The following is a 26,979-nucleotide window of genomic DNA, read 5'->3' on the forward strand; positions in this document are numbered from 1 at the left end:
CGCCGAGGCCGTTGGCTGCGAGGAGTCCGTATATTCCGTATTCGGTTTTCTGGAGGAGGCTAAAGCCTTTTGTCGTTTTATAGGCATCGAGCGCGTGGTCCGCTGCGTTGAGTCCTTTGGCCGTTTTGTATAGGGCGCTGCCGCCTTTGATGGCCCGTCCGGCCCAGCCGACGACGGGGATGAACCCAGCGGCTGCCATGGCGCCCGCGGCGATTCGTTCGGCATCGGACAGCTTGCGGCCCGTTACTGGATCGACTCCGGTTGAGGCCCTGATTGAATCATAATATCCCGTGAATTCCCCTGTAAAGGTTTTTGTCGTATCCCAGGCCTTTTCGTACCATGGCCGGTTTTCGAGTTCTTCCATTTCCTGTTCGATTTTCCGGGCTTCGGCTTGCTGCTTTTTGAAGGTTTGATAGTCTTTCATCTGACCGGCGACTTCATCCTTCACTTGATAGACGTCACTGCTCTTGAATGCCGATTGATCGAACGTCATCGGCGAAACATTGCCGTCCTGTTTGGTGGCATCAAGCAAGGCACGGAAGAGCCCAACGGCCACGTTTTCCTGCCCGACGGACACATCATATTCCTCGACCAATTGCCGGTCGATATTCTCGACCTTTGTCACGGTGTCATCCAGCCTGTGCCCGGCCAGCGTGATTTTTTCATTAAAGTCCTTTTGATCGAACATATCAAGAGGCAAAATATCGTCAATGCTGTTCAGGATTTTTTGGAGATCATTCGCTTGTTCATCGACAAGCGATTTCGCTTGGTTGATGCCGTTAGACACTTCGCCATCTAAAAAGGGAACCTCGACCACCGTATTTCCCGAGAGGTCCGCCTCTTCCAGACTGCCCGGTATGCCTTCCAAAAAACTGATTTGGGTCGTGAATAGTTCCATCCAGGCGTCCGCCACCTCGATTTGCGCTTCATAGAAGCTTTTGATGGCGGTAGCACCGGCTCCCTGAAACTCGTTATCAAGGCCGACAATGCCCTGAAATTCCTTTTTCAGGGCTGCGACTTCCTTCTTTAGTTCTTCATATTGCTTGGCTCGCGACTTGGTTGCGGCCGTCAATGTCTCGGCTTCATATATTTTCATCTCACAGGATACCCATGTGAAGACGTATGAGAGATGGCTTCATCCTGTTCTTTTAATAAGTCAATGTTGGCACGGGTATCTTCCACATTTTTCTGGACGATTTTGATATATTGCTCGAAGACCTTCTCCAGGTTCGTTTCCCGATCGATCCATTTCGAAGTGAATTCCAATTTATTGTTGCCAAGCTCGCCTGCCGGCAAATTTCCAAGCGTGACTGTACCAAGTGCCGTCTTCACTTGATCGACTTGCTTCATTACGGCAGGATGATTCAGTTTGATTGTCGTCATTAAAACAACCGCCTTTTTAAATCGGATATTTTACTTTCCAGCTGCTCAAATGCCTCTTCGCCTTTGTTCAAAAGGGAGTCGGCTTCTTGGGCTATATTCCCCGCTATGCTAAGAAGCGTATTCTCTGCATTCAGCTTTGTAATCATCGCTTCGATTTTCCATTGGTAATCATCATAATCGTCATGAATGATACTAAACATCACATTATAAGCATCATGACGTGCATCCTGAAAGTGATCCGAACGGTTCCCTGTCCAGCTGCCACCAAGCTCAGGCTCTTTTATTTTCCTAATCTCGTTAAGACACATGCTCTGTTCTTTTATAATATCGTTTTTTGCATTTTCTAATCGTTCAATTTTCACATTTAAATCTGCTTTTTTACTGGAGATAGCAGAGTGTATATTACTCAAAATATCTGCATATACCATGAAACTCACCTCAGAAACAGTATAATCCTACACTAAATGTCATATTTTCCTATTTAACATTATAAGGATTAAAGTCCGAGAGTTAAATAGGGAGAAATATGCTATTTTGTCAGTTAAAAGAGAAGATTGGCATAAAAAAGTTCCTACATACCATATTCTTTATACCCTGCATTTTACCAATTTTAAACAAGTGAACAGAATGTCACTCATTGGATTCTCTATAAAAATTTCAACCACTTCATTCAAATTGCCCTAAACTGTATCTGTGCAACAATTCATCCCGAACAAATTCCCTGCAAGTCGAAGATAGATGTGACCGTTTTGGATGTATCAAATCTCCAAAAGGCAAATCGCCGACAAACTTAACTTCGCCTTCAAAATCCTGTCCGGATTCACCATCAAAACCGATGACTTTCACAAAGCAAGTTTTGTGACCGGTTTTCATAAAATCAATTACCGTTAACACATGAGTATGTACATCATTCATTCCTTTTTCCTCCTACCATGAAAACATTAAGTAAGGATATTTTTTACTACCTATAAATAAAGAAACCGATCAAAAACCATGGCTAAGATCGCTAAAGGCATTAAAACATTGGAAATAGACACACCCACTTTCCATGAATCGCTTATACTTTATTATTTTATGTATTTTGGTTGATCTATTAACCATACCTTATTTAACTGACGTTGCATGGCCTGACTTCCCAATTCATTCACTTATGCTTTTTTTACGTTTCCCGGAATATACTTCTCTTAGCATGTCCATGATTTCATATCACTTCCATCGAAGATCAGGCTGGCACCCCCGTGGACCTCCCCTCTTCTATATAGATTTAAAACCTGCTATAATCTAAGGATTGGAGGTGTGAAAAATGAAAGAAATCATCCAGATATTAGCTGAAATCGTCAATAATCTTCACGATTTCATCCTATTCTTTGTGAGTGACACATTAAATTCAAATGCAACGGACAAAGATTTGCATTTTTGGATAATGGGAATCATCGGTATCATCATATTTTTGTTCGTGTTATTTTTATCTAATTTAATTTCCCGGATGCGTTTTGGAATAACGATACTCTCTTTCCTTTATACCTTTACAGTCATGGTTGTTTTAGTATTTGCCATTGAAATACAGCAAGCCCTTACCAGCAGGGGGAATATGGAGTTTCAAGATGCGGCGGTAGGCCTTTGGGGGTTCATCGTATTTTTCATGGTTTTTGCTGTACTATCATCCATTTTCCTTTTGGTGAAGAATTTTTTCAAGCAATCAAAATAAAGGTAACGATAGGTCACCTTGCTTAAAACATTCCTATTGGCCTTTCAATAACTTTAAATTCGGATTTTGTATTGGCAGGAATGATAAACTCTCTGTAGCATCATCTTAAACCGGAAGGAAGGTTACAGAGAAGATAATTTGATTCGGGGTAAATAAGCATATACTATCAATTACTTCGGTTCACTTTCATTGAATAAATCAATGCTAAACAGATTGAAAGAATCGTCGTCATTCAAACGTTCCTGGTCATTCCCGGATATATCAGGACTATTTTCCCTGCGACGGCGATTCACTTCCCTTAATTCCGCTTCCAGAAATCCAGCTTGTTCGTGGGAGAGCTTGATCGTGATTTCATTATTTTGATCATCTGCAGCTTTCAAGAGGACATAACTATCCGCTGCATTACGTAAAGTCACATTGCTTACTGTTAAGTTCATGTTCGCGAGTTCATATCTTGCCTTCATAAAGTAAAAAGAACCTCCATCGGAAAATACCGGTTAAAATAATGTATATTAAATATACTCTACTTCAAGATATCTAAATATACAAATTCTTTGTTTGCAGTGCTACACTTAAAAGTAACGTAAGCCTCAGTTATTTTATCCCATCACCAATATGGTTTAATTTGAAAATCAGCAACCCTAGTAACCCCCAAAGTAAAACCGATGAAATAGCCCCGCGTATTGTATTGTGTAAAGTCGCTGGTAGAGGCGGCCGTAAATATAATTGCCTGCCCACAGAAATGTTGCAACTAACAATAATAAAATCCCTTTTTTCATTGTATTGTTTCTTTCTAAGACTAGTTTAGCTGTATCAATTACATCAGAAAGAGGGAATTACCTTTTAAATCCCTCCTTACTTATTTCTATATATTAATTATTTACTGTGGTTTCAAAAATGCCTTCTATTTCGACTGTCATATCCATCGGAAGCTGATTGACACCAACCGCTGTACGGGCATGCTGGCCTGCATCGCCAAAAACATCATATATTAACTGAGATGCTGCATTGATAACAATATGCTGCGATCAAATCCAACCTCGCTGCTAACAAAACCTTGAAGCTTTACGACATTTACAACACGGTCTAAATCACCAATATAATCCTTGACTGCTGCTAACATATTTATCGGGCAAATTTTTGCTGAATCCTGTGCATCTTCCAATGTTCTCTCCCCACCAACTTTTCCAGTATTATCCGGTTCGCCATTAACAAACGGAACCTGTCCTGATACAAACAGAACATTTCCTAATTGTTTTACAGGCACATACATTGACTTAGGAGCAGAGCTTTCAGGGAGTACAATAACCAATTCTCCAATCTTCCGTTCTATTTCCATAGTTCCTAGGTTCATTCCTTAACAATTTATTTGGAGATCTGCAATGGAATATAATACAGCTGATCCACTGATTTTTACTCTATCACCGACTAATTTGCAATATAATGTTCCACCGCGTTTGGAAAGCTGTCTCGCCACCATTTCACCCATTTCTAAACGTTTTGCCCAGAAAGGTATGAAACTACAGTGAGCAGAACCACAAACGGGGTCTTCATTTACATTTAATTTTGGAAAAAAGCATCTAGAGACAAAATTGTACGTTTCACTTTTCGCTGTAATTAAAACGCCCAAACCATCTGGTAATTTTACCAATTTAGAAAAATCAGGGGATGCATTTAGGACATCTTCTTCCTTTTCCAGTACAAACATTAAATCTCTGCCCAGATAAGTTTCAACAGGTTTTACACCAAGAGCTTCGACCATTTGATCTGTTAGAGACAATGCTTCTGGCATCCTGCTTGGGAAATCCATTTCGTAAAGTTCATCTTTTTTTACTACAACAAGTTCACCACTCATTGTTTGAAATTTGATTTCCTCCACATTATTTTCGTAATAGTTAGCAATGACATACGCTGTTGCCAAAGTCGCATGTCCACAGAGATCAATCTCTCCGCCGGGAGTAAACCATCTTAACCGATAGCTATCTCCCTCTTTTACAGCAAATGCTGTTTCAGAAAGGTTATTTTCAACAGCAATACTTTGCATAATATGATCTGGTAGCCATTCCTCCATAATACAGACCCCAGCAGGATTTCCCTCAAACACTTTCTCAGCAAACGCATCAACAACATAATATTTCATTCTAATAACCTCCATCCGTTTATCAAAAACATATATTTACAAATTAATGTATCATCGTAATTGTATGCCTTCAATGATACAATTGTATGCAAGACAATTATCAGGAGGTTTAACATGCCTGTAAATTCATTTAAAAATTATCCCATGTCTTGGAAACCGGATAAGAAACAACTTGTTTCTCCAATATATCGCTCCATTGCAAGTTTATTGGAATATGATATTCTCAATGGCTTTCTTTCACCTAATACCAAACTTCCACCTCAAAGGGAATTAGCAGATTATCTTGATATTAATCTTAGTACAGTAACTAGTGCGTTTAAAATATGTGAGGTTAAGGGATTAATTTACGCTGTTACCGGAAGTGGAACCTTTGTCGCCCCTAATGTGGGAAATGCAATTTTCAAGAATGATAGCGATGAGAAAAAGCGTATTATAGAGATGGGGATTATAGAACCACTTGATTGCTCAAATGTATTAGTAGCAGACACAATTAAAAGCATTGTCACTAAAAATTATTTGGAAAAATTATTGGATTACAGACACCCGTTAGGCATGCCTTATCATAGAATGGCAGCTAAAAAGTGGATGGAACGGTTTAACATGGATGTAGCCATTGAAAATATCGCGATAACTTCAGGGGGGCAAAATTCTCTTACTCTAATTTTAATGTCCCTGTTCAATCCTGGGGATAAAATTGCTGTGGATACGTATACTTACCCTAATTTTATAGAATTAGCGAATATGCTCAATATTCATTTAATTCCAATAGAAGGTGATACCTTTGGAATGATGCCGGAACGGTTAGATGCCGCATGCAGGACAAATCATTTACAAGGAATCTATTTAATTCCTTCATGTAATAACCCGACTGCTATCACTATGGATATGAATCGAAGAAAGGATATAGCAAAGGTCATAAAAAAACACAACCTTATACTAATAGAAGATGACATATTTTCTTTCCTTGCTCCGCAAGGTTATTTACCGATTTCACATTTTATACCGGAACGGTTTGTATATAGTTTAAGCATCTCTAAATCACTAAGTTCCGGCATGCGAGTTGGATTTTTAGCCTACGCAAACCAGTTTGCCGAAAAAATTACGAACGGAATTTTCAATATCAATATAAAAACCTCGGCATTAAATGCAGAAGTTATAACTGAGTTGATCAATACTGGCTGTGCAGAGAAGATTATTACGCAAAAGAAAGAAATTGCGAAAGAACGTAATCTTCTCTATCAACAATATTTTCAAATAGATAATTCTAACGAAAACCCGTTAAGTTTCTTTCGTTGGCTTCCATTACGCAAAAAGTATCAGCTGAAGCAGTTTGAACAGAATGCTTTAGCACATGGTATTCATGTTTATCATTCCCATCGTTTTTTGGTCAAAAAAGATGAATCCGATCAGTTTATTCGTATTTCGCTGACATCTGCTAAGGATTCTAATGAATTGGAGATAGGGCTTTGCGCACTTAAAAATTTCTTACTAAGCAACGAGTGAAAATCGGAATATTTTAAAGGAATTGATTTGCGGTGTTTTGGATCATGTCAGAAACTTGAGATAGACAAGGGCAAATTATCAAGTAGGCCATTATCCTTTTAAAAGATCTGTTGTTTAAATGAAGATGGGATTTGAGCTACTTGAAAAGGATAAAAAGAGATTAATTTCTTTTTTATCCTTTTCAGTTCATTTGTTCTTTCACATTTTGTTTTTATACGACACAAAAGACAGGTTCGCCTTATGCAACTAACCTGCCTTTAGTTGATCAAGCTATAAAAGGAATGACACAATTTTGTTGTCATTCCTTTTGAAATATAAAAAAGCATATAAACTGTTTTTATTGTACATGGTCTAGGGTTCTTAAATTTAAGTTTTATTCCCTAAACCAAACTCATTACCGTTTTATTATTAAATTGTTCACTTTATCAATGCAAAGATGATCGTATGAGGGTTAATGATAGCTACAAACCTAGCTAACAGCCGGCTAATTGAATCAAACCTCATATTCCTCACGGATAGTTTCGTTCTAAGGTCCACTTTCATTTTTCAAAGCTTGCAGAAAATTTCGGTCACCCTAGGATGACTGAAACCTCTCCCGAGAAAAAAGTGATTACCACGTCTCCATTTAATATAATTCCTGCACCTGGATCATTTTGACCGGAATACAAATAAATAAGATTGATGGTCCTTATAATAATGATGAACACATCAGGGTAGTTTAAAGCTAGTTTCAGAATTTAATTCCTTAACCCTTGTTGTGCCCGTTGAGTAGAAATAAAATTTAATACATGTCGTTTTCCAGGTGCTGCCTGAATAGCTCCTTTTACGGAAGCAGTGAGTGCTCCACTTGCATTTGCAAAAGTAAGTAATCGTTGATGATTTTCACTCACTCTTTCACATAGATTTTCATTAGATACTTCAAGTGACACTAGTTCGGATAAGAAACCTCCCATAAATGCATCACCTGCCCCTGTTGTATCCGAAACAATTACTTTAAATCCTTTGTCTTCATATTCCTCTCCATTTTCCAAATAAATTTTTGCGCCATCGCTTCCTTTTGTATATACGACTACTTTCACGTTACCGACAAAAAGGGATTTAATCGCTTCTTTTTCCTTACTAATATTTGTTATAAAATATAATTCTTCATCGGATACTTTTACAATATCAGCTAGAGGCAAGAAGTTTAGTATGGTACGCCGACAGCTTTCTTCATCAGGCCATAAAGGAAGCCGGACATTAGGGTCAAAACTTACAATTCCACCTATTTTATTAAACCTGTCTATCACTTTTATATGAGTTTGTTTCATTGGGCTTTCAACTAAATCCACTGAGCAAAAGTGAAGAAGATCTCCTTGATTAAACCACTCTGACTTCACCTCTTCTGGTGAAAGTAATAAATCAGCTGTATTCTTGCGATAAAAATTAAAGCTTCTTTCTCCGAAATTATCTACAGAAACAAATGCTAATCCAGTTTCTCCTTCATCGCTTCGAATAATATAGGAAGTGTCTACATCATTTTCTTGAAGCACGTCCACTAAATAATCACCAAAATTATCATTAGCCATCTTGGTTATTATGACTGAATTCCCACCATATTTTGCAATTGCAATCGCAACGTTCATAGGAGCTCCACCGGCAACACGTTCAAAACCAGTAACCTCTTTTAATGATTTTTCTTTTTGAATAGGAATAAAATCAATCAATGTCTCACCAAGACAAAAAACCTTTTTCAATGTATTCACCCCTAAACAAGGAACAAGTGCTAGACACTTGTTCCTTGTTATTTTATTTCCAGATGTCTTTTAGGTTCCAATAAGTTATTTCCTTGACTTGTACATCACCCTTCTCAGTAAATACCTCAATACCTAGTCTATCTTCATTCGGATAGATACGACTTGTCATGGTCGTTTGTCCATCATTCGCAAAGATTTCAATGGAAGATCGATCAATAAATACACGTAGGGAAAGCTCTTGATTTGTCTCAAGTATTGTGTTTCTAACACCATCTTCCACTTTTCCTGACTTGGAGCAATCAAGTGTTAGCTGTTGTTTATCTAAGTGATACGTTAATACTGTTTCTTCTTGGTTAACTCCACGAATCTTTAGACCTACAGATTGAGCACTACAATTAGTTAAGTCAAACACAGCTTTCACTTCAAGTAAATCCTCTTTCGTTTCTACCAAATAGCTTTCAGAAATGGATTGATTTGTACACTCATTGTGTTCAGAATCACGTAATAAGATTAATTCCTCAACAGGATTCATTAAAATCTTGTTATGATCCCCTAGCGTTATTTCGCGTGGTAATGTTAAGGCTCCACACCATCCATCTGCTTTTGTTGGCATGTTTGACTCCCACATATCCATCCAACCAATCGCAATTCGACGACCTTTATCATCTAATAGTGTTTGAACTGCATAAAAGTCATGTCCATTATCTAATTCAGTAAATGATCCATGAACAAACTCGTTTGTTTCGTAATTATAATCTCCAACCAAATAACCTGTTTGGAATAGATTATTATATAAATCTCCATTTGATTTAATACCTTGAGGTGAGATCATTAGAATATATTTTCCATCTAATTCAAAGAAGTCTGGGCATTCCCACATATATCCAAGTGAGCCGTCACTTTGTGCAAGAACGCCAATGTATTCCCACTTCAGTAAATCATAAGAACGGTATAAAATAACTCTTCCGACATTCTCTTTCGTCGAATTTCCTAAAACCATGTACCAGGCATCATTGTGCTTCCACACCTTGGGATCACGGAAGTGATGTGCACTATCTATTGGTGGTTTAGCAATAACCGGATTTTCTCCAACTTTCTCAAATGTTATGCCATCCGTACTGACCGCAATATTTTGATTTTGATAGAAGAGATCGTTTTCCTTGTCTGTATAGTGATGTCCTGTATAGATTAGGGTTAGTTCACCATTATTATCAACGGCACTTCCTGAGAAACATCCATCTGTATCACAAGCATCCCCAGGAGCTAAAGCAACAGGCAAATGCTCCCAATGAATGAGATCTTTACTTTTTACATGGCCCCAATGCATTGGCCCCCAATTTGCATCATATGGATGGCATTGATAAAATGCATGGTATTCCCCTTTATACTGTGCGAAACCGTTCGGGTCATTAATCCAGTTAGCTGGGGCCATGATATGGTAACCTAATCGATAACGATTATTTATTTTCTTGTTTGCAATCTTCAGTGCCTCTTCAGCCTTTTTAATTCTATTAATTGTTATCATAATAATATCCTCCTATATTATCTTTCGTAACCTTTCCACATTGCCATTTAAGCCTTTGCTTTCTTTAGATCCTAATAAAGTAAAGATTGAAATAATGGTAAAACAGAAAACCATGATTCCCATGATGAGATAGGTATGACGAAATCCTAGACTGTCGTATAATCTACCTGCGAGTGGTGAAAGAATAGATGCACCTACCTGAGAGGCAAATTGGAAACCAACTAGATAGAGCACAGAAGATAAACGTGTATCAAAATTCGCTGCTAAATATTTAAAAATAGCAATTAGCATAATAGGCAATTCTAGAGCATGAATTAATTTCATGGAAGAAATTCCGATTGGTCCAACAACAATTCCAGAACCGATGATTCGGAAGGACATTAAAAATCCTGCTAGAATTAAACTATTCTTTACACCAAACTTTTTTACGATAAACGGTGCAAGAAACATCATTCCAGCCTCTAAAAATACTTGAAATGAGTTTAGGTATCCAAATACTTGATTGCCTAACGCTTCAGTCGGAAATAAAGATGCGTAATAAAGAGGGAATTGCTGATCATAAACACTGTAGATGCATGTCACCCCAATAATGTACATCATGAAAAACCAGAAATCTTTTAATAGAAAAAGATGTCCAACGTCTTTTAGATTAATAGAGTTGGCTCTATTCATTTCTTGATCTGTCATTTCTATTTTCACAGACATAATAATGGCCACTAATATGATGGCCGAAACAGATGCAACCCAGAAATTGATATTTGGATTAATATTAAACAGCTGTCCTGCGAAAAATGTAGCTGCCGCCCACCCTAGAGAACCCCACATTCTTGATTTTCCATATTCGAAATCATATTTACGGCTAATCTTTTCAATATAGGATTCAATCGCTCCAATCCCTGCTAGAAAAGCAACTGCTAAATAGATTCCTCCAACAATTGCGCCCCAAAAGACATTGTATTTTAATAATGGTCCATAGATGAAAATATAAAATGGTCCTACAAATACGAGCAGCAAACTAATGAAAGTTAATATATTTTTCTTTAAACCTATTTTGTCAGATAAATAACCATATAGCGGCTGCATACATAAGGCGAAGATAGCGTTTACAGAAAAGATAATACCTGTAGCTGACCCACTTAAATTTATTTCTTGTCCTAACCAAATGGAAAATAAAGAGTAACTAGAAGACCAAGTAAAAAAGAAAAAGAAAAAATACGCACTTAACATCCAATACAGATTTTTTGAACTTTTCAATTTAATTGCTCCTTTTACTAGACATGTGAAAAGAAATGAATTACTAGTTAACGATATGAAAAAGAAGAAATAGAAATGTGAATTTCAAGTCCAAACATGGTTGTTAATAATGATACACTCTCTATTTAATGCCTGTTCCTGAACCACCAATCCCCTCTAAAATATAACGTTGAGCCACAATATAGATAATAATCAATGGAACGGTGGATATCGTAAGTACAGCCATGACTTGGTTAGTATAAACCGGATCTGTACTATTAATTGCTGTAATCGCTACTTGGATCGGAAATTTCGACTTGTCTGTCAAGACCATCAGAGGCCAGATATAGTCATTCCAACTTCCGATAAAAGCCAATGTCCCAACAGTGGCAACGGCTGGTTTAGACATCGGTAGCATGACCCGCCAGAATACTTGCCATGTATTGGCCCCATCCAATTTAGCCGATTCAATGATCTCTGTTGGAATAGCCATAAAAAAGTTCCGGAACAAATAGATATTGAATGCCCCTGCCAACGCTGGCAAAATAACCGCAAGACGTGTATCCACTAATCCAATTCTATGAATAATGGTAAATTGAGAGATTAAGATGGTTTCAAATGGCACGATCAAAATAGCCAATAAAAGACCAAACAGCACTTTTTTTCCACTAAAATTAAGTTTAGCAAATGCATAGCCCGCCATCCCATTGATAATTATGGAACCAACTGCTACACACAAACCATAAAACAAACTGTTGCCGATATAACCTAGTAAATGAAATCGTAACAGAACTTGCTTGTAGGATACAAACCAGTCTGATGGATGAAATGATGGCATGAAAGCCTTAATGTTGCTCATATCGTTATAAATTCCCGCTTCTGGTTTCATCGAGGATGCGACCATCCAAAACAGCGGAAAAATAAATAGCACTGCGAGCAAAACCAGGCAAATGTATTCTAAAATCGTCTGAGGCCCGAATTTCCGTCTCATCAGTCTTCATCCTCCTTCACCAGTTTACGTTGCGTAATCGTAACCAATCCGATAATCGTCCCAAACAAGAGAGCAATTGAACTGGCATAACCAACCATACGGTCCGTAAAACCAGTTTGATAAATATAATAGACAACCGTCATGGTGGAATTCACTGGTCCGCCTTGCGTCATAACCATTGGTTGAACTAACAGCTTGAATGCGCCAATTAATGTGGTAATAAATATAAAGATTGAAGTTGGTTTCAACAAAGGTAACGTAATGTAAATAAATCGTTGCCATTTATTCATCCCGTCTAATTGTGCCGCCTCATAAACATCACCAGGAATATTCTGCAGTCCTGCTAGAAAAATCAGCATCTGAAAGCCAGCTCCTTGCCAAGCTGAAACCACAACAATTGTAAATATTGCCTGCTTAGGACTTGTCAAAAACGGTTGCGCAGAAATGCCGAAGTATGTGAGTACGTTATTAATAATCCCTTCATTCGGATTCAACAAATACAACCATAGAACAGAGATAACGACAAGTGACATGACAACTGGACTAAAGTAAGCTACTTTAAAAAACATGTTTGCTTTACGTTGTTTATTTAACAGGAGGGCCAGCCCAAGAGCTGCCCCTATCTGTAACGGAATCACCCAAACGACAAATTCCAGTGTGTTCACCAAGCTTTTCAGAAAAACTGGGTCTTGGAATAGATTGATGAAATTGTCCAATCCGACAAATGTACGCATATCTGGTGTCAATAAATAGTAATCCGTAAAAGAATAATAGACTGACATAATAGACGGAATAACAAGGAACATCGATAAAAGTAACAACGCCGGTCCCAAAAACGTATACGCAACTACATTTTCTTTCCACCGAATTTTATTCTTGGTTCTTCCCTCTGGTCTCAGAAATGTATAGACAGTCCTATTTTCTTTCCATCCAATTTTACTCATAGTTCCTCCTTCTAATTGGCCTTATCGATAGCTGATTGCATTTCTTTCGCATGTGTATCCAATACTTTTTGGATATCTTTATTTTGATCATAGAAGCTGATGTCATCGATTGTTTGTTGGAAAGCACGCGTGACTTGCGGATAAGCCGGTGTAACGGGACGTGCGTGTCCTGTTTCTTTCAATTGTTTCAGGAAGACATTCATTTGTTCTGAGAACTCTTTTTCCATCACTTTTTCAGAAGAGTACCGGACTGGCAGTGCTGCAATCGTACGGCTCAGTTCCACATTCGAATCTTTATTTGTCATCCAGTCAACTAATTTTGCAGCCCATTCTTTATTTTCGGACGTTTGTGTCATCGCAAATTGCCAACTACCTGAAGGAGAAACTAGTTTCTTTGTCTTTGGTGATACTGGATATGGCATAACGCCATAATCTACCTTTTGGTAGTTTGTTTTCATATCAGTTACTGTCCATACCCCACTAAACTTCATTGAATATTTTTCCGTTTCAAACGCTTGTTTGACTGGCGTTCGTGTCGTATAACCTTCTTTTAACATTGTTTGAATAAAAGTCATTGCTTCAACAGTAGGTTTTTCATTGAAGACGCCTTCTGCTTTCTTTCCATCTTTCGAGATGATATCCCCATCAGCTGACCAGACAAACGGAGTTAGCGCATACGTCAACATTTCGTCTTTCGACTGTAATTGCATATCAATAGCTGGCTTGTCGTATTTATCTTTCAACGTTTTACAAAGAGCAAGGAATTGGTCCCATGTCCATGGATTGTCAACTGTTGGTAGCGTATTCAAATCTACGCCCGCCTCTTTTAACATTCTTTTATTGTAGTAAATCCCAACAGATGATTCACTAACACCAATTGCATACAGCTTGTCTTTATAAGTTCCTTGTTGCTTAATACTTGGCAGTAAATCATCTTGATCTTTTACATACTCATCCAATGGTGCAATGACACCAGATTTCGCGTAAGCAGCTGTATTAGGTCCGTCCAAAGTAATAACATCCGGCAACGTGCTGGTTGTAAGGGCCGCGTTTACTTTGTCCTCATAACCCCCACCATTTCCGCTACGCGGAATAAATTCAATTTTGGCTTTGATATTGTCAGAAGCATACTTCTTATTGAAGGCTTCTACCCGTTTTTTATACACTTTTCCTTCTTCATTATCATCAGATATGTGTACCCACATTGTAATCGTCTGTTTAGCATCACTATTTACACTTTCGCTTTTGCTACAGCCCACCACAGTAAACATCAGTAATAAAGATATACTTACTAGTAGCCATTTCTTCATACCTTTCACTTCCCCCTCATAATGTCTTTCGTCTTAAATAACGTATAAAAGCGCTTTCAACTGTAGTTTATGTCAACCGGTTACATATGTCAATCGGTTGACAGTTATTTTTTTGAAAAATCAGACATTTACTTCCGTTTATAACGGAAAGAAGATTATTATAGGGGAAAATGATATGTAGGAACGACACATCATTAATAATGAGCGTTAATCAAAATAATTCAGGAAAAACTTCAAGACAAATGAAAACAATCTCCATCCCTTGCACATTTTAGTAATTTTCTCTAAAATAGGTGCGTGTGATCAGCATGACGGAGGAAAATTCATTTAAGTAAACATACACTAATTTAAAGTTATTTTATAATAGGGTTTTCCAAGCAGGTGACAGATTATGATATGCTATTAAACAGTTTAGTAATGGAAATTCATTTTTATCACTTCGCTCTTTATATAATATGGATGATGTTGTTTAATTCGCTGTGAACCAACTGAAATAAATCTTAGTATCCAACCGATGGGAAAAATGAAAACTTTACCATAAATGAGTAGTTAAAAAAGTATTTCAGTATAAATAATAATGGATGTTTCTTTTAAGGTAGGAGGACATGAAATGAAGCCTAACATTCACGATGTGGCAAAAATAGCAGGTGTTTCATCAACCACAGTTTCCCGTGTATTAAATAACCGCGGTTACATAAGTGAAAAAACAAAAGAAAAAGTTTATAAAGCGATGGAAGAGATTAATTATTTTCCAAATGAACTAGCCCGTTCTCTATTTAATAAACGAACTAATTTAATAGGGCTAATTATCCCTAATTCAAGTAACCCATTTTTCGGTGAACTAGCCTTTCATATTGAAAGTATCTGTGCTTCATTAGGCTATAAATTGTTACTTTGTAACAGCTTAAACCGTATAGATAAAGAAGAAAAATATTTGGAAATGCTCATACGTAATCAGGTAGATGGAGTAGTCGTTGTAACATATAACCGAGGTATACTAAATTATGAGAAGCAAAATCTTTCTGTTGTAGCAATTGACCATTACTTATCGAAAAACATTCCTGTTGTTGGCTCTGACAATTATGGCGGAGGAAAAAAAGCTACAGAATTATTAATAATGAAAGGTTGTCAGTATATTGTTCATATAAATGGACCAATTGAGCTGCAAACACCAGCAAACTTAAGAAGAAAAGCGTATGAGGATGTTATGCAGGAACATGGAAGACTTCCAATTACATATGAAGTTTCACCTCTTCAAAGTCACCAAAAAGTAATCTCTAAGCTTTTTGATGAACATCCAGAAGTAGATGGTATCTTTGCAAGTGATGATTTAATCGCGGCATCTGTTATAGCTGAATCTAAAAAACGCGGAAAAGATATACCAACGCAATTAAAAGTTGTCGGTTATGATGGAACAGAAGCCGTTCAAGTTTTACTGCCAGAATTGACAACCATACAACAACCAATTGATTTAATTGCTAAGACAGCTATTGATATTTTATTAAAAGAAATTGAAGGTGAATTTAACGATTTGCCGTTTGAGACATATCTGCCTGTTAAACTTTTAGAAGGTGGAACGACTTAACTTATTATCTTTGTATAATGTTTTGGGTGTGGGAATTTTGTGATAACTCCAATTAACCTCTTTTATGAGTAATAAATTAGATAACCCCAAGTTCCCCAATAGCTTGCGATAAAAAGTGGTGTGGGAGATACCTGAGGGGCCATCTCCGATAATGGTGTTAGCACCCCAAATTACACAATTGGAGGTACCTGGACGCAATTTTACTATTTAAGTGACTGAAGTCCTTTAAATTTAGTAACGACATTGACTGTCTCGCTTCCTGTAACCACTGCTACAAGGTTCTTAGCCGCATTAACAATTAACGGATGAAGTGTCCCATTTAACAAAAAGGTTCATTTGGGTACCCTCCAGTTAAGGTGCTCGTTATGTTCTTGCAAAAAACCCGCATCTTATGTGATGCGGGATAACTTATCAGCTTCTTTTATTTCCACCAAGTATCATAAACGTTAATGGCTTCATTGCGTTTATGTTCAGTTTTGGTATACCAACCTTCGATGATTTCAGCAGCTTCCGTTCTGATATCCTTGCCTTCAAGGTAATCATCGATTTCATCGTAGCTAACGCCTAAAGCCGCTTCATCAGGAAGTAACGGTTTGTCATCTTCCAAATCGGCCGTTGGTATTTTCGTATAAAGACGCTCAGGTGCACCGACGAATTTCAGGATTTCTTTTCCTTGCCTTTTATTTAAGCGGTATAATGGAAGGATATCCGCTGCACCATCACCATGTTTCGTAAAAAAACCTGTGATCGCTTCAGCGGCATGGTCCGTACCAAGCACGACGCCTTTATAAAGTCCCGCTAAATCATATTGTACCTTCATTCGCTCACGTGCTTTGACATTTCCCCTTAAGAAATTCGATAGCTTTTCAGAAACTGCTTCTTCCACAGCTTTTACTGATGCATCCACCGCGTCCTTGATGTTGACTGTAACATTTTGGCTTGGCTTGATGAATTTTAAAGCCAGCTGCCTGTCATCTTCATCAGCCTGTACTCCATATGGCAAGCTTACAGCAACAAACTTATAGTCGCTGCCATTCGTTTCTTCATTCAATTCATTGACAGCAGTTTGGGCAATATACCCCGCCAGTGTTGAATCTTGACCTCCAGATATTCCAAGTACAAAGCTTTTCAGAAACGTATTCTTCTTCATATACCCTTTTAATAGATCAACACTTTTCCTGAATTCGACTTCAGGATCGATCGTTGGTTGGACAAGTAATGTTTTTACGATTTCTTTTTGTAATGGACGCATTGGCAAAGCCCCGCTTTCTAATAAAATAGGATTGTCATTTCGTTAGCATTCTTTCTACATTGGCTTTAACTTCATCTATATTCCTCATTTTATTATCCCAACAATCCTGGCTTAGATCTACCGGGTATTCTTCAGGATTAAGTGCACGCAGGTACTCCGGCCATAATACTTGGAGATTTTTTTGCGTGAATGCCTTGATTTCATCTATGGTTGGCAATTCATAAATCAAACTTCCATCCTTGAAAATATCCACATGCAGATCAACCGCATCGAAATCCGTGACGAATTTACTTAGGAAGGTATGGACAGGATGAAACATTTTTAATTTTTCCTGTTCCTGCGGCTTCTCATATTCCATCGCCAAATAATCACCTTCAGCATGATGGTTCACTTTATTGATGATTCGATATACTCGTTTTAAGCCAGGTGTCGTAACCTTTTCAGGGTTAGAAGAAATTTTGATGGTATCTCTCATATTCCCATCTTCGCCCTCTATTGAAACCATTTTATAAACGGCGCCGAGCGCTGGCTGGTCATAAGCCGTAATCAATTTGGTTCCGATGCCCCAAATGTCAATTCTTGCTCCTTGTTGCTTCAGGTTGATGATCGTATATTCATCCAAGTCATTGGAAGCGACAATCTTCGCATCATGGAACCCTGCAGCATCAAGCATACGTCGCGCTTCTTTTGATAAGTAAGCCAAATCACCGCTGTCAAGACGGACGCCAATGAAATTGATTTTATCGCCCAGTTCCTTGGCAACACGGATTGCATTCGGGATGCCAGAACGTAATGTATCATAAGTATCAACCAAGAATACACAGTCTTTATGGGAAACAGCGTATTTATGAAAAGCGGTATATTCATCTTTATAAGCTTGGATCATGGAATGTGCATGAGTCCCTGAAACCGGAATGCCGAACAGCTTTCCAGCACGTACATTACTAGTGGAATCAAAGCCAGCAATATAGGCGGCTCTCGCTCCCCAAATTGCAGCATCCATTTCTTGCGCCCGCCTTGAACCGAATTCAAGGGCAGATTCTTCACCGATGACCTGTTTGATGCGCGAAGCTTTTGTTGCCACGAGTGTGTGATAGTTCACAATGTTAAGCAGTGCAGTTTCAATGAGTTGAGCCTCACCGAGCGGTGCCTCCACCCGTAAAATCGGTTCATTGCCGAAGACGAGCTCCCCCTCTTTCATGCAGCGGATCGCTCCCGTGAAACGGATGTTCTGCAAATATTTCAAAAATTCTTCATCATAGTGCAAATCATTTTTTAAATAGTCGATATCACTTTCCGAGAAGGCGAAGTTTTGAAGGTAATGGACAATTTTTTCAAGTCCCGCAAAAATCGCATATCCGCTGTTAAATGGAAGTTTTCTGAAAAATATCTCAAAAACTGCCTTTCGGTTATGAGTTTTGTCCTGCCAATAAGTTTGGGCCATATTGATTTGGTAAAGATCAGTGTGTAATGCGTAACTGTCGTCGTTGTACTTTTTTTCCATGGATAGTTCCTCCCAAAAGAGAAGCATTCGCTTCCCTTCTATTCTGTTGCTTAAATGGATATTATAGAATGGTTGCTCCAAGAGATCCTTTAAAATGTCCAAGCGCCCAATGGTGACCGGCATCATTGAACGAGGCCACTGCATTTTCATATACAAAGATTTTATAGCCTAGATTATAAGCGTCGATTGCCGTATGCAAAATGCAGATATCCGTACAAACCCCGACTAAATAAATATCGGTAATGTGACGTTCCCTTAGACGTATATCAAGGTCCGTTCCCGAAAAGGCCGAATAACGTGTTTTATCTATATAATGAACATTCTTTTGATTTTTATTTGTTTCATATTCCTCTTTTAACGCCCCGTATAGGTCTCTACCCATTGTACCGCTAATATTATGCGGTGGAAACAAATTCGATTCGGGATGTAAGCGGTCTCCTTCTTCATGTAAATCAATCGCGAATACCGTGTATTCGCCCTGTTTAATGAAATCCCTGGTTATACTGACAAGTGCCTTCTCGATATCCTGGCCTGGCTTCCCGCAGGTCAATGAACCCCCGCCTGCCACGAAGTCATACGTATAATCTATATTGATCAATGCCTTTTTTCCCATATCACCAATTCCCCCTTAATAGTAAATAGAGTCCATGACAACCTCTGCATTAAACCGGTAAAGCTGAGAAGGCCGATACGAATTACGTTTCGTTTTCTTCTGCATACCCTTTTCATCCAAGACTTTCTCCAAAAAAGGGAGTTTCGGGGCTTTTGCATAAAAAAGTGAGTCTGCGCTGATTTTAGCATCATCTCTGGCTGTCAGCAAAACACGTTGCAATTCAGAAAGTGTAAATTCATCCGGCAGGAATTTTTGGGCTATCGTCGTTTGCACCATTTCTTTTTTCATTAAATTCATCGCATCGTTAATAATAGTATAATGATCGAATGCAAGATCTAATTGTAAGGCTTCCTGTATCGTGAACAATTCAACCTCGGCTGCATCGTCATTTGCTTTTCTTTGATGAAGGAACTCTTCCTGGACAATTGCATAAAAAGCATTCGATATGATCCATCCCCTGGGATCGCGCCCTGGCCGGTCATAAACCCCGAAATGCTTGACATGGAATCCAGCTACGCCCGTTTCTTCTTTTAATTCCCGTTTAGCTGCTTCATAAGCAGTCTCCCTGGCATTTACAAATCCTCCAGGCAATGCCCATTTATCTCCTTCAACATTCGGGCTTCCTTCCTTATCTTTTGTGGCTCGTTTGATTAATAATAGCTTCAAAAACATTTCAGGCGGGGCTTTCTCTGCCGTTTTCTTCGTAGTAATCGTAAAAATCGCAATATCTGCTGTGTATCCATCTGGAGTAATATATTTCTTTTTTTCCTGCTGAGCCATGGCAACTCTCACTTTCTTTCACTAAGTATGGAATTAAGTAATTAGTAAATCATTAATTACTAATTATAGTACTCTTCCTTGTGTAATTTAGCAACTCAAAATCAGAAAAATTTTCTAATTATTTAAAAAATCATTTATTTTCATACATGATAAACAAGCCCGGTCATGATGACCGGGCTTGTTTATTGAATTCTTTAAACGGGATAGACTCCATGTTTACGATCGGTAAATGTCAATTGCTTACTGCTATACGCTTCAAACCGGGTGCTCAATTCATCACGCAGGTCATTTGGCTGGATGATGCCATCAACAATCATCTCGGAGGCTAAGCGGTAGATATCGATGTCTTCATTGTATTCATTGCGTTTCTGTTCGATGAATGCAGGGCGTTCTTCCGGTTCCATTGCATTGATTTTATTGGCATAGACTGCATTGACCGCAGCTTCTGCTCCCATGACCGCTATCAATGCCGTCGGTAAGGCAAGAACGCAGTCCGGTTCAAAAGCGGGACCTGCCATCGCGTAAAGTCCAGCACCATAAGCCTTCCGGACAATGACAGAAATCTTGGGAACCGTGGCTTCACTCATGGCCGAAATCATTTTCGCGCCATGGCGAATGATACCTGCCTGTTCGACTTTCGTCCCAATCATGAATCCTGGAATATCCACCAGGAACAATAGCGGTATATGAAAAGCATCACATAAATTGATGAACTTGGCTGCCTTATCAGCTGAATCATGGAACAGCACGCCTCCCTTGACACGCGGCTGATTGGCTATGATCCCTATCGTTTGTCCATTTAGCCTTGCAAGCCCAGTAATTAATTCGGGTGCAAATAGTTTCTTGATTTCACAAAACGATTGCCTGTCTATAACCCTATCGATCAGATCATACATATTGAAGGGTGCATTCTGATTTTTGGGAATCAGTTCTTCCAATGTTTTTTCAAAATCCGCAGGCAGCTCAGGTTTTACGCTTTTAGGTCTTTCTTGATAATTTCCTGGAAAATAGCTTAAGTATCTGCGCGCAAACGCGATGGATTCTTCTTCAGACTTGACAAGAACATCCCCGCATCCTGAAACAGAACAATGCATTTTCGCCCCGCCCATTTCTTCTTCGCTTACCTTTTCGCCAATGACCATTTCTGCCATTCTCGGTGAACCTAAATACATGGATGCATTCCCATCAACCATTACGACAATATCACAAAAAGCAGGGATATATGCCCCGCCTGCGGCAGACGGACCGAACAATAGACAAATTTGCGGGACTTTTCCTGATAACTTCACTTGATTGTAAAAAATGCGTCCTGCTCCGCGGCGTCCCGGAAACATTTCTACTTGATCCGTAATTCGTGCCCCGGCAGAATCGACTAAATAAAGAAGGGGCAACTGCAACTTTTCAGCTGTTTCCTGAATGCGAATGATTTTCTCGACGGTCCTTGCTCCCCAGGAACCAGCTTTTACAGTCGAATCATTGGCCATGACACAAACCCTCTGACCATTGATTTTCCCGATGCCTGTAACTACACCATCAGCAGGTAATCCATCACTGGCACAATTAGCAAAGAAGGCGTCCTCTATTTCAACCCCTTCATCGAAAAGCAGCTCTAGCCGTTCACGTACGAAAAGCTTTCCTTTTTCAGCGTTTTTTTGATGATATTTTTCTAAACCGCCTTTTTTAATCGTTTCAACCGTTTCGGTTAGTTTATCCGTCGTTACCATCCCTGTTCCTCCTTCAATTGAAATCATTGGCCCTTAAAAACCGGTTTGCGCTTTTCCTTGAATGCTGACAGACCCTCCAGTCGGTCACGGGTTTTTAAAGTTGTCTGATAGCAGTCTTTTTCAATTTGCAATCCTGTTTTCAAGTTAGTCTCAGCCCCTTGATTGATCGCCGCTTTTGCAGCCCTGAGTGCTAATGGGGCATTGACCGCAATTTCCCCAGCCAATTTTTTCGCTTCCTCAAGTAAATGTTGGGGTGAATATACATGACTGATAATTTTCAAGGCATGTGCCGTTTTTGCATCCAACCTCCTTGCCGTATAAATCAGTTCTTTCGCTGTCGGCATTCCGACTATCCGCGGCAGTCGCTGAGTACCGCCGGCGCCTGGGATGATGCCTAATGACGTTTCTGTCAGTCCAACCTTAGCCGTTTCCGATGCAATGCGTATGTCACAAGCGAGTGCCAACTCCAGCCCTCCGCCAAAAGCCGAACCGTTAATCGCGGCGATGACTGGAACTGGAAGGTTTTCGACCGCCGTAATCGTGTCACCAATCAACTTGACTGTCTCCCTGACTTTATCATCATTCATACCTGCTCGTTCCTTAAGATCCGCACCTGCACAAAACGCCTTTTCACCTGCTCCCGTTAAAATGACCGTTCGTAAATTGGAATCTCTTTTCAATTCATACAGCCCTTCGACTAAGCAATGAAGCAGTTCTGTGGATAGAGCATTAGCAGCATCCGGCCGGTTCAAAGTCACAAGGGCAATTCCTTGTTCCTCATGACTGATTTCAACTAATGAAGTCATAAATTCACCTCAATTTCTCTTATTGTGCGTTATAAACAGCCATCTGATGGCTAGGCAATGGTTTTTCCAAAAAGCTTTGCATCATGGCCGCAGCCTTCATTAGTTTTTCTGGATTGATTCCCGTTTGAATTCCCATTTTATGTAGCATATGGATCAGGTCATCCGTTGCCACATTTCCGCTCGCACCTGGTGCATACGGACATCCTCCTAAACCTCCGAGCGAAGAGTCGAAAGTGTCAACACCATAATTCAATGATTCAAGGACATTTGCGAGTGCCATACCCCTTGTATCATGAAAGTGGAGGGCAATTCGGCTTATATCATATCTTTTTACTGCCTGTTCAAGGAATAAGGCAACTTGTCTTGGAGAGGCGACCCCAATGGTATCACCCAATGAGACCTCATCGATTCCATATTCAAACAGTTGATCACAAACACGGAAAACCTGTTCTGTCGAAACCTCCCCTTCATAAGGACAGCCGAAAACGGTTGAAATATAGCCCCTAACCGTTTTCCCGCTGTTTGCTGCTGTCCCGATGACATCCTTCATTATTGGAAAGGTATCGGAGATCGATTTATTAATATTTTTAAGATTATGCGTTTCACTGGATGACATGAACACGGAAATTTCATCGATATTAGCTTCAAGAGCCGACTCCAGTCCCCTTTGATTAGGTACAAGGGCCGCATAAGTGATACCGGGATTGCGCTTTATTCCCTTAGCCACAAGGGCGGCATCACTCAATTGGGGAATCCACTTTGGATGGACAAAAGAAGTCACTTCTATATAAGATAATCCCGTATCAGAGAGCTGATCGATCCAATCCATTTTGCTTTGTGCAGGTATCATGACCTTTTCATTTTGCAGCCCGTCACGCGGACCCACTTCCTTAATTGTCACTTTTTCAGGCCATTTCATCTTACCCCTCCGTCCTTTTATTCGATGACGGCCAAAATGTCGCCCTCATTTACGAAATCCCCCTCATTCACTTTAAGTTCTTTGATGGTGCCAGCTTCTTCGGCTGCAATGGGGATTTCCATTTTCATCGATTCCAAGATAACGATGTCCTGTCCGTCTGTTACACTTTGCCCTTCATTTGCCACAATTTTCCAAACACTTCCTGCCATGCTTGCCTTTAATTCTGCCATTTTACATTCCTCCTGATCATTATGTTTTAAAATATGCGTTATACAGTCAATTTTTTAATATATTTCGCAATGAAATCCGTAGTCGTATCTCCTTGGGAAAAAGCTTCATGAGAAATTATTTCCATAAGCAAAGGAAGGTTTGTTTTTATTCCTTCTATTTTATAGTTTGCCAGCGCTTCTCTTAATCTCATGATCGCTTTATCCCTTGAATCGCCGCTCACTACCAATTTGGCGATCATCGGATCATAAAAGTGGGATACGACGGAAGTTCCATGAACCGCCAATTCATGACGGATCCCTTCACCTTCCGGAAGTTCCATGCTGGTTATTCTCCCCGGTGCTGGATAAAACGTTTTCGGGTCTTCAGCGTATATGCGCACTTCAATGGAGTGTCCATCCTGTTTAATCTCACTTTGAGTGAATTCCAATTTGTTACCCGATGCAATTTTAATTTGCTGTTCGACTAAATCCAGCCCCGTAATTTCTTCGGTGACAGGATGCTCAACCTGAAGACGAGTATTCATTTCCAGGAAATAAAAATTTTTATCACCATCAACTAAAAATTCGAGGGTGCCTGCATTGCTATAACCGATGGATTTTACCGCTTTCACTGCAGCCATTCCCATCCTGTTTCTTGTTTCTTCGTCAAGGAAAAAAGAGGGAGCCTCTTCCACGACCTTCTGGTGGCGCCTTTGAACGGAGCATTCCCTTTCCCATAAGTAAACAGCATTCCCAAAGGAATCCGCCAATACCTGAATTTCGATATGACGAGGCTTCTCTATCAATTTTTCTATGAACATATCTCCATTGCCAAAAAACAATTGGGCACGTTTTTGATTCCCTTCGAAGGCCTTGGTCAGTTCATCTTCATTAGCAACGGCCTGCATGCCGATTCCCCCGCCGCCTGCTGCTGCTTTTAACATGACTGGATAGCCAATCTTTTCGGCAACGGCTGCCGCTTCTGCACTATCAATTAACGGACGTGAAAATCCAGGCACCAATGGAAGTCCCGCTTGTTCCATCTTTTTCCGTGCCTCGACTTTATTGCCCATCTGCTGGATGATTTCTGGTTTTGGACCAATGAATATCAAGCCGGCTTCTTCGCATGAACGTGCGAAATCTGCATTTTCACTAAGAAATCCGTATCCAGGATGAATGGCTTCCACTCCAGTTTTCTTAGCTATTTCCAAAATCTTATTGACGTTTAAATAGCTTTCCTGCACTCTCGGTCCGCCCAATAAATATGCCTCATCCGCCAATCCCACAAATGGGGAATCCGCATCTGCTTCCGAATGGACGGCGACAGTAAGTATTCCCAACTTCCTGCATGTACGAATAATGCGTGATGCTATTTCTCCCCTGTTTGCGATAAGAATTTTTCGAATCATTCGATACCCTCCTTATTTAGTGCGTTCCGATAGTAGATCAAGAGTTTGTTGCCGAAGCTTATACTTTTGGATTTTTCCAGATGCAGTCATGGGATAAGCATCGGTAAATTGAATGTAACGGGGAATTTTATGAAAAGATATTTTCCCTTTGCAATACTCTATCAATTCTTTCTCCGTAAGGGTTTCACCCGCTTTCAATATGATCCATGCCGCTACCTCTTCCCCATACTTCTGATCTGGAACGCCGAGTACCTGGACATCGACAATTGCAGGATGTTGATAGAGGAATTCTTCGATCTCTCGGGGATAAATATTTTCCCCTCCGCGAATGATCATATCTTTCAGCCGTCCTGTAATCTTGCAATAACCCCTTTCATCCATCACTGCCAAATCTCCCGTATGAAGCCAGCCTTCCCCGTCAATCGCCTGCTCAGTGGCCTCCGGGTTATTATAGTATCCCTTCATTACATGGTATCCCCTCGAACAGAGTTCCCCTTGTTTGCCCCGCTGGACTTCTTCCCCGGTAACCGGATCAACAATTTTCACTTCCACTTTCGGCAGAGCCCTTCCCACTGAGGAAACACGAAGTTCGATCGGATCGTCCGTTCTTGTCATCGTAATTCCTGGAGACGATTCCGTTTGACCATAAGTAATCGTGATTTCCGAGATACCCATCTTATTCACCACGCTTTTCATGACTTCAATCGGACATGTGGAGCCTGCCATGATTCCAGTCCGCAACGAACGTAAATCATACTGATCAAAGTCATCGAGATTAAGTTGAGCGATGAACATCGTCGGAACACCATGAAGTCCCGTACATTTTTCGGCTTCAACGGTCTGAAGGACTACGCGTGGATTAAATTCCACAATCGGCACCATCGTTGCCCCTACAGAAACAGAAGCCATCGTACCAAGGGAACATCCGAAACAATGAAAAAACGGAACCGGGATGCAAAGCCGGTCAACTTCGGTAAGCTTCATGCATTCCGCGACATTCAATCCGTTGTTGACCAAGTTTGAATGCGTCAGCATCACTCCTTTGGGAAATCCAGTCGTCCCTGATGTATATTGCATATTAATCACATCATCGGGAGCCAATTCCTCCATCCTCATGTCCAGTGACTCCTCCGAAATGGATTCGCTTCCACTAATGACATCCTCCCACGAAAACGTTCCGGGATAACGCGTTTCACCTAAAACGACGATATTTTTCAATTTGGGCAGTTTCTCAGAATATAATTTTCCTGGTTCTGCATTTTTCAATTCAGGTACGATTTCATACAGCGTATCTATATATGAATGATCCTTATATTGTTCCATCAGGACGATCGTCGTCGCATCCGATTGCTTAAGCAAGTATTCCAGTTCACTTGTACGGTAATTAGTGTTGACCGTAACCAGCACCCCGCCCATTTTCGCGGTGGAAAATTGGGATATAAGCCATTCCGGTTTATTGGACGCCCAAATGGCGATATGTTCCCCTTTTTTTATATCGAGTGACATGAACCCCCTGGCCGCCTTTCGGCAAATCTTTTCAAATTCGCGATAGGAATGGCGGAGGCCCAGTTCATGGTACACCACTGCTTCATTATCACCATATTGTTCAGCTGTCCTTTCAAGCAATTTCCCGATAGTGATATCTAGCAAATCAGACATCAAACTCCTCCTAATCAAATAAAAGTAAGAATGAACGCGTTTTGCT

General features: G+C 39.8%; 26 protein-coding genes. 3 read left to right on the forward strand and 23 right to left on the reverse strand.

Annotation, left to right across the window (positions count from 1 at the left end):
• The 4 genes from ACFX4I_RS23250 to ACFX4I_RS23265 form a co-directional block, all read right to left on the reverse strand.
• On the reverse strand, positions 1–1,096 hold a 1,096-nt coding region (locus ACFX4I_RS23250; protein ID WP_377423317.1), incomplete at its 3' end, for a ribonuclease YeeF family protein.
• A complete protein-coding gene (locus tag ACFX4I_RS23255) occupies positions 1,093–1,383 on the reverse strand; it encodes a YwqI/YxiC family protein (RefSeq protein WP_057277738.1) in 291 nt (96 codons plus the stop codon). The genes ACFX4I_RS23255 and ACFX4I_RS23250, both read right to left, overlap by 4 nt.
• On the reverse strand, positions 1,383–1,811 hold the full coding sequence (locus ACFX4I_RS23260; RefSeq protein WP_034312189.1) for a YwqH-like family protein: 429 nt from the start codon (positions 1,809–1,811) through the stop codon (positions 1,383–1,385). Before ACFX4I_RS23260 ends, ACFX4I_RS23255 begins: the two co-directional genes overlap by 1 nt.
• A 238-nt stretch (positions 1,812–2,049) precedes the next feature.
• Positions 2,050–2,298 (reverse strand): hypothetical protein, encoded by a 249-nt coding sequence (locus tag ACFX4I_RS23265; RefSeq protein ID WP_377423319.1) that lies wholly within the window; start codon positions 2,296–2,298, stop codon positions 2,050–2,052.
• Between the two features lie 388 nt (positions 2,299–2,686).
• Here ACFX4I_RS23265 and ACFX4I_RS23270 point away from each other — a divergent pair, with 388 nt between their 5' ends.
• Positions 2,687–3,091 carry a hypothetical protein gene (locus tag ACFX4I_RS23270; RefSeq protein WP_230303505.1) on the forward strand — a complete coding sequence of 135 codons (405 nt, stop codon included), beginning with the start codon at positions 2,687–2,689 and terminating at the stop codon, positions 3,089–3,091.
• Positions 3,092–3,261: 170 nt separating this feature from the next.
• On the opposite strand, the gene ACFX4I_RS23275 is transcribed toward ACFX4I_RS23270, so the two are convergent.
• The 3 genes from ACFX4I_RS23275 to ACFX4I_RS23285 all read right to left on the reverse strand — a co-directional run bounded on the left by ACFX4I_RS23275 (position 3,262) and on the right by ACFX4I_RS23285 (position 5,231).
• A complete protein-coding gene (locus ACFX4I_RS23275) occupies positions 3,262–3,555 on the reverse strand; it encodes a hypothetical protein (protein ID WP_230303506.1) in 294 nt (97 codons plus the stop codon).
• 527 nt (positions 3,556–4,082) lie between these two features.
• Positions 4,083–4,403: a RidA family protein gene (locus ACFX4I_RS23280; protein ID WP_377423321.1), complete on the reverse strand. Its 321-nt coding sequence runs from the start codon at positions 4,401–4,403 to the stop codon at positions 4,083–4,085.
• 45 nt (positions 4,404–4,448) lie between these two features.
• Positions 4,449–5,231, reverse strand: coding sequence for a PhzF family phenazine biosynthesis protein (locus tag ACFX4I_RS23285; protein WP_377423324.1), 783 nt, complete (start codon positions 5,229–5,231; stop codon positions 4,449–4,451).
• Positions 5,232–5,345: 114 nt separating this feature from the next.
• On the opposite strand from ACFX4I_RS23285, the gene ACFX4I_RS23290 reads away from it, so the two are divergent.
• On the forward strand, positions 5,346–6,734 hold the full coding sequence (locus ACFX4I_RS23290; RefSeq protein WP_377423326.1) for an aminotransferase-like domain-containing protein: 1,389 nt from the start codon (positions 5,346–5,348) through the stop codon (positions 6,732–6,734).
• A 737-nt stretch (positions 6,735–7,471) separates the two neighbouring features.
• On the opposite strand, the gene ACFX4I_RS23295 is transcribed toward ACFX4I_RS23290, so the two are convergent.
• From ACFX4I_RS23295 to ACFX4I_RS23320, 6 genes are all read right to left on the reverse strand, one after another.
• Positions 7,472–8,470, reverse strand: a complete 999-nt coding sequence (locus ACFX4I_RS23295; protein ID WP_377423328.1) for a carbohydrate kinase family protein — start codon at positions 8,468–8,470, stop codon at positions 7,472–7,474.
• A 52-nt stretch (positions 8,471–8,522) separates the two neighbouring features.
• Positions 8,523–9,986 carry a glycoside hydrolase family 32 protein gene (locus tag ACFX4I_RS23300; protein ID WP_377423362.1) on the reverse strand — a complete coding sequence of 488 codons (1,464 nt, stop codon included), beginning with the start codon at positions 9,984–9,986 and terminating at the stop codon, positions 8,523–8,525.
• Positions 9,987–10,007: 21 nt separating this feature from the next.
• Positions 10,008–11,249 carry an MFS transporter gene (locus ACFX4I_RS23305; protein WP_377423330.1) on the reverse strand — a complete coding sequence of 414 codons (1,242 nt, stop codon included), beginning with the start codon at positions 11,247–11,249 and terminating at the stop codon, positions 10,008–10,010.
• A 121-nt stretch (positions 11,250–11,370) separates the two neighbouring features.
• Positions 11,371–12,219, reverse strand: coding sequence for a carbohydrate ABC transporter permease (locus ACFX4I_RS23310; RefSeq protein WP_309519016.1), 849 nt, complete (start codon positions 12,217–12,219; stop codon positions 11,371–11,373).
• Positions 12,219–13,163 carry a carbohydrate ABC transporter permease gene (locus ACFX4I_RS23315; protein ID WP_230303515.1) on the reverse strand — a complete coding sequence of 315 codons (945 nt, stop codon included), beginning with the start codon at positions 13,161–13,163 and terminating at the stop codon, positions 12,219–12,221. Before ACFX4I_RS23315 ends, ACFX4I_RS23310 begins: the two co-directional genes overlap by 1 nt.
• Before the next feature lie 11 nt (positions 13,164–13,174).
• A complete protein-coding gene (locus ACFX4I_RS23320) occupies positions 13,175–14,473 on the reverse strand; it encodes an ABC transporter substrate-binding protein (protein ID WP_377423333.1) in 1,299 nt (432 codons plus the stop codon).
• Between the two features lie 610 nt (positions 14,474–15,083).
• Between ACFX4I_RS23320 and ACFX4I_RS23325 the strand changes: the two genes are divergently transcribed.
• The gene (locus ACFX4I_RS23325) at positions 15,084–16,058 is read left to right on the forward strand and encodes a LacI family DNA-binding transcriptional regulator (RefSeq protein WP_377423335.1); all 975 of its coding nucleotides are present in this window, start codon (positions 15,084–15,086) and stop codon (positions 16,056–16,058) included.
• A gap of 421 nt (positions 16,059–16,479) precedes the next feature.
• Here ACFX4I_RS23325 and nadE read toward each other — a convergent pair whose 3' ends face one another.
• The 10 genes from nadE to ACFX4I_RS23375 all read right to left on the reverse strand — a co-directional run bounded on the left by nadE (position 16,480) and on the right by ACFX4I_RS23375 (position 26,924).
• Positions 16,480–17,310, reverse strand: coding sequence for an ammonia-dependent NAD(+) synthetase (nadE, locus tag ACFX4I_RS23330; RefSeq protein ID WP_230303518.1), 831 nt, complete (start codon positions 17,308–17,310; stop codon positions 16,480–16,482).
• A 34-nt stretch (positions 17,311–17,344) separates the two neighbouring features.
• Complete coding sequence (locus ACFX4I_RS23335) at positions 17,345–18,814, reverse strand: nicotinate phosphoribosyltransferase (protein ID WP_230303519.1); 1,470 nt, start codon at positions 18,812–18,814, stop codon at positions 17,345–17,347.
• Between the two features lie 61 nt (positions 18,815–18,875).
• Positions 18,876–19,427, reverse strand: a complete 552-nt coding sequence (locus tag ACFX4I_RS23340; protein WP_377423338.1) for a cysteine hydrolase family protein — start codon at positions 19,425–19,427, stop codon at positions 18,876–18,878.
• A gap of 15 nt (positions 19,428–19,442) precedes the next feature.
• Positions 19,443–20,207 carry an NUDIX domain-containing protein gene (locus ACFX4I_RS23345; RefSeq protein ID WP_377423341.1) on the reverse strand — a complete coding sequence of 255 codons (765 nt, stop codon included), beginning with the start codon at positions 20,205–20,207 and terminating at the stop codon, positions 19,443–19,445.
• Positions 20,208–20,401: 194 nt separating this feature from the next.
• Positions 20,402–21,931 (reverse strand): acyl-CoA carboxylase subunit beta, encoded by a 1,530-nt coding sequence (locus ACFX4I_RS23350; RefSeq protein ID WP_230304189.1) that lies wholly within the window; start codon positions 21,929–21,931, stop codon positions 20,402–20,404.
• 23 nt (positions 21,932–21,954) lie between these two features.
• On the reverse strand, positions 21,955–22,737 hold the full coding sequence (locus ACFX4I_RS23355; protein ID WP_230304188.1) for an enoyl-CoA hydratase: 783 nt from the start codon (positions 22,735–22,737) through the stop codon (positions 21,955–21,957).
• A 19-nt stretch (positions 22,738–22,756) separates the two neighbouring features.
• Positions 22,757–23,656: a hydroxymethylglutaryl-CoA lyase gene (locus ACFX4I_RS23360; protein WP_377423344.1), complete on the reverse strand. Its 900-nt coding sequence runs from the start codon at positions 23,654–23,656 to the stop codon at positions 22,757–22,759.
• Between the two features lie 17 nt (positions 23,657–23,673).
• Positions 23,674–23,886, reverse strand: a complete 213-nt coding sequence (locus ACFX4I_RS23365; protein WP_230304186.1) for an acetyl-CoA carboxylase biotin carboxyl carrier protein subunit — start codon at positions 23,884–23,886, stop codon at positions 23,674–23,676.
• 38 nt (positions 23,887–23,924) lie between these two features.
• The gene (locus ACFX4I_RS23370; protein WP_377423347.1) at positions 23,925–25,274 is read right to left on the reverse strand and encodes an acetyl-CoA carboxylase biotin carboxylase subunit; all 1,350 of its coding nucleotides are present in this window, start codon (positions 25,272–25,274) and stop codon (positions 23,925–23,927) included.
• Between the two features lie 12 nt (positions 25,275–25,286).
• A complete protein-coding gene (locus ACFX4I_RS23375) occupies positions 25,287–26,924 on the reverse strand; it encodes an AMP-binding protein (protein WP_377423364.1) in 1,638 nt (545 codons plus the stop codon).
• Positions 26,925–26,979 lie beyond the last annotated feature (55 nt).

Origin of the sequence: Peribacillus sp. YIM B13472 (assembly GCF_042788005.1) — a bacterium.
GTDB lineage: Bacteria > Bacillota > Bacilli > Bacillales > DSM-1321 > Peribacillus > Peribacillus simplex_E.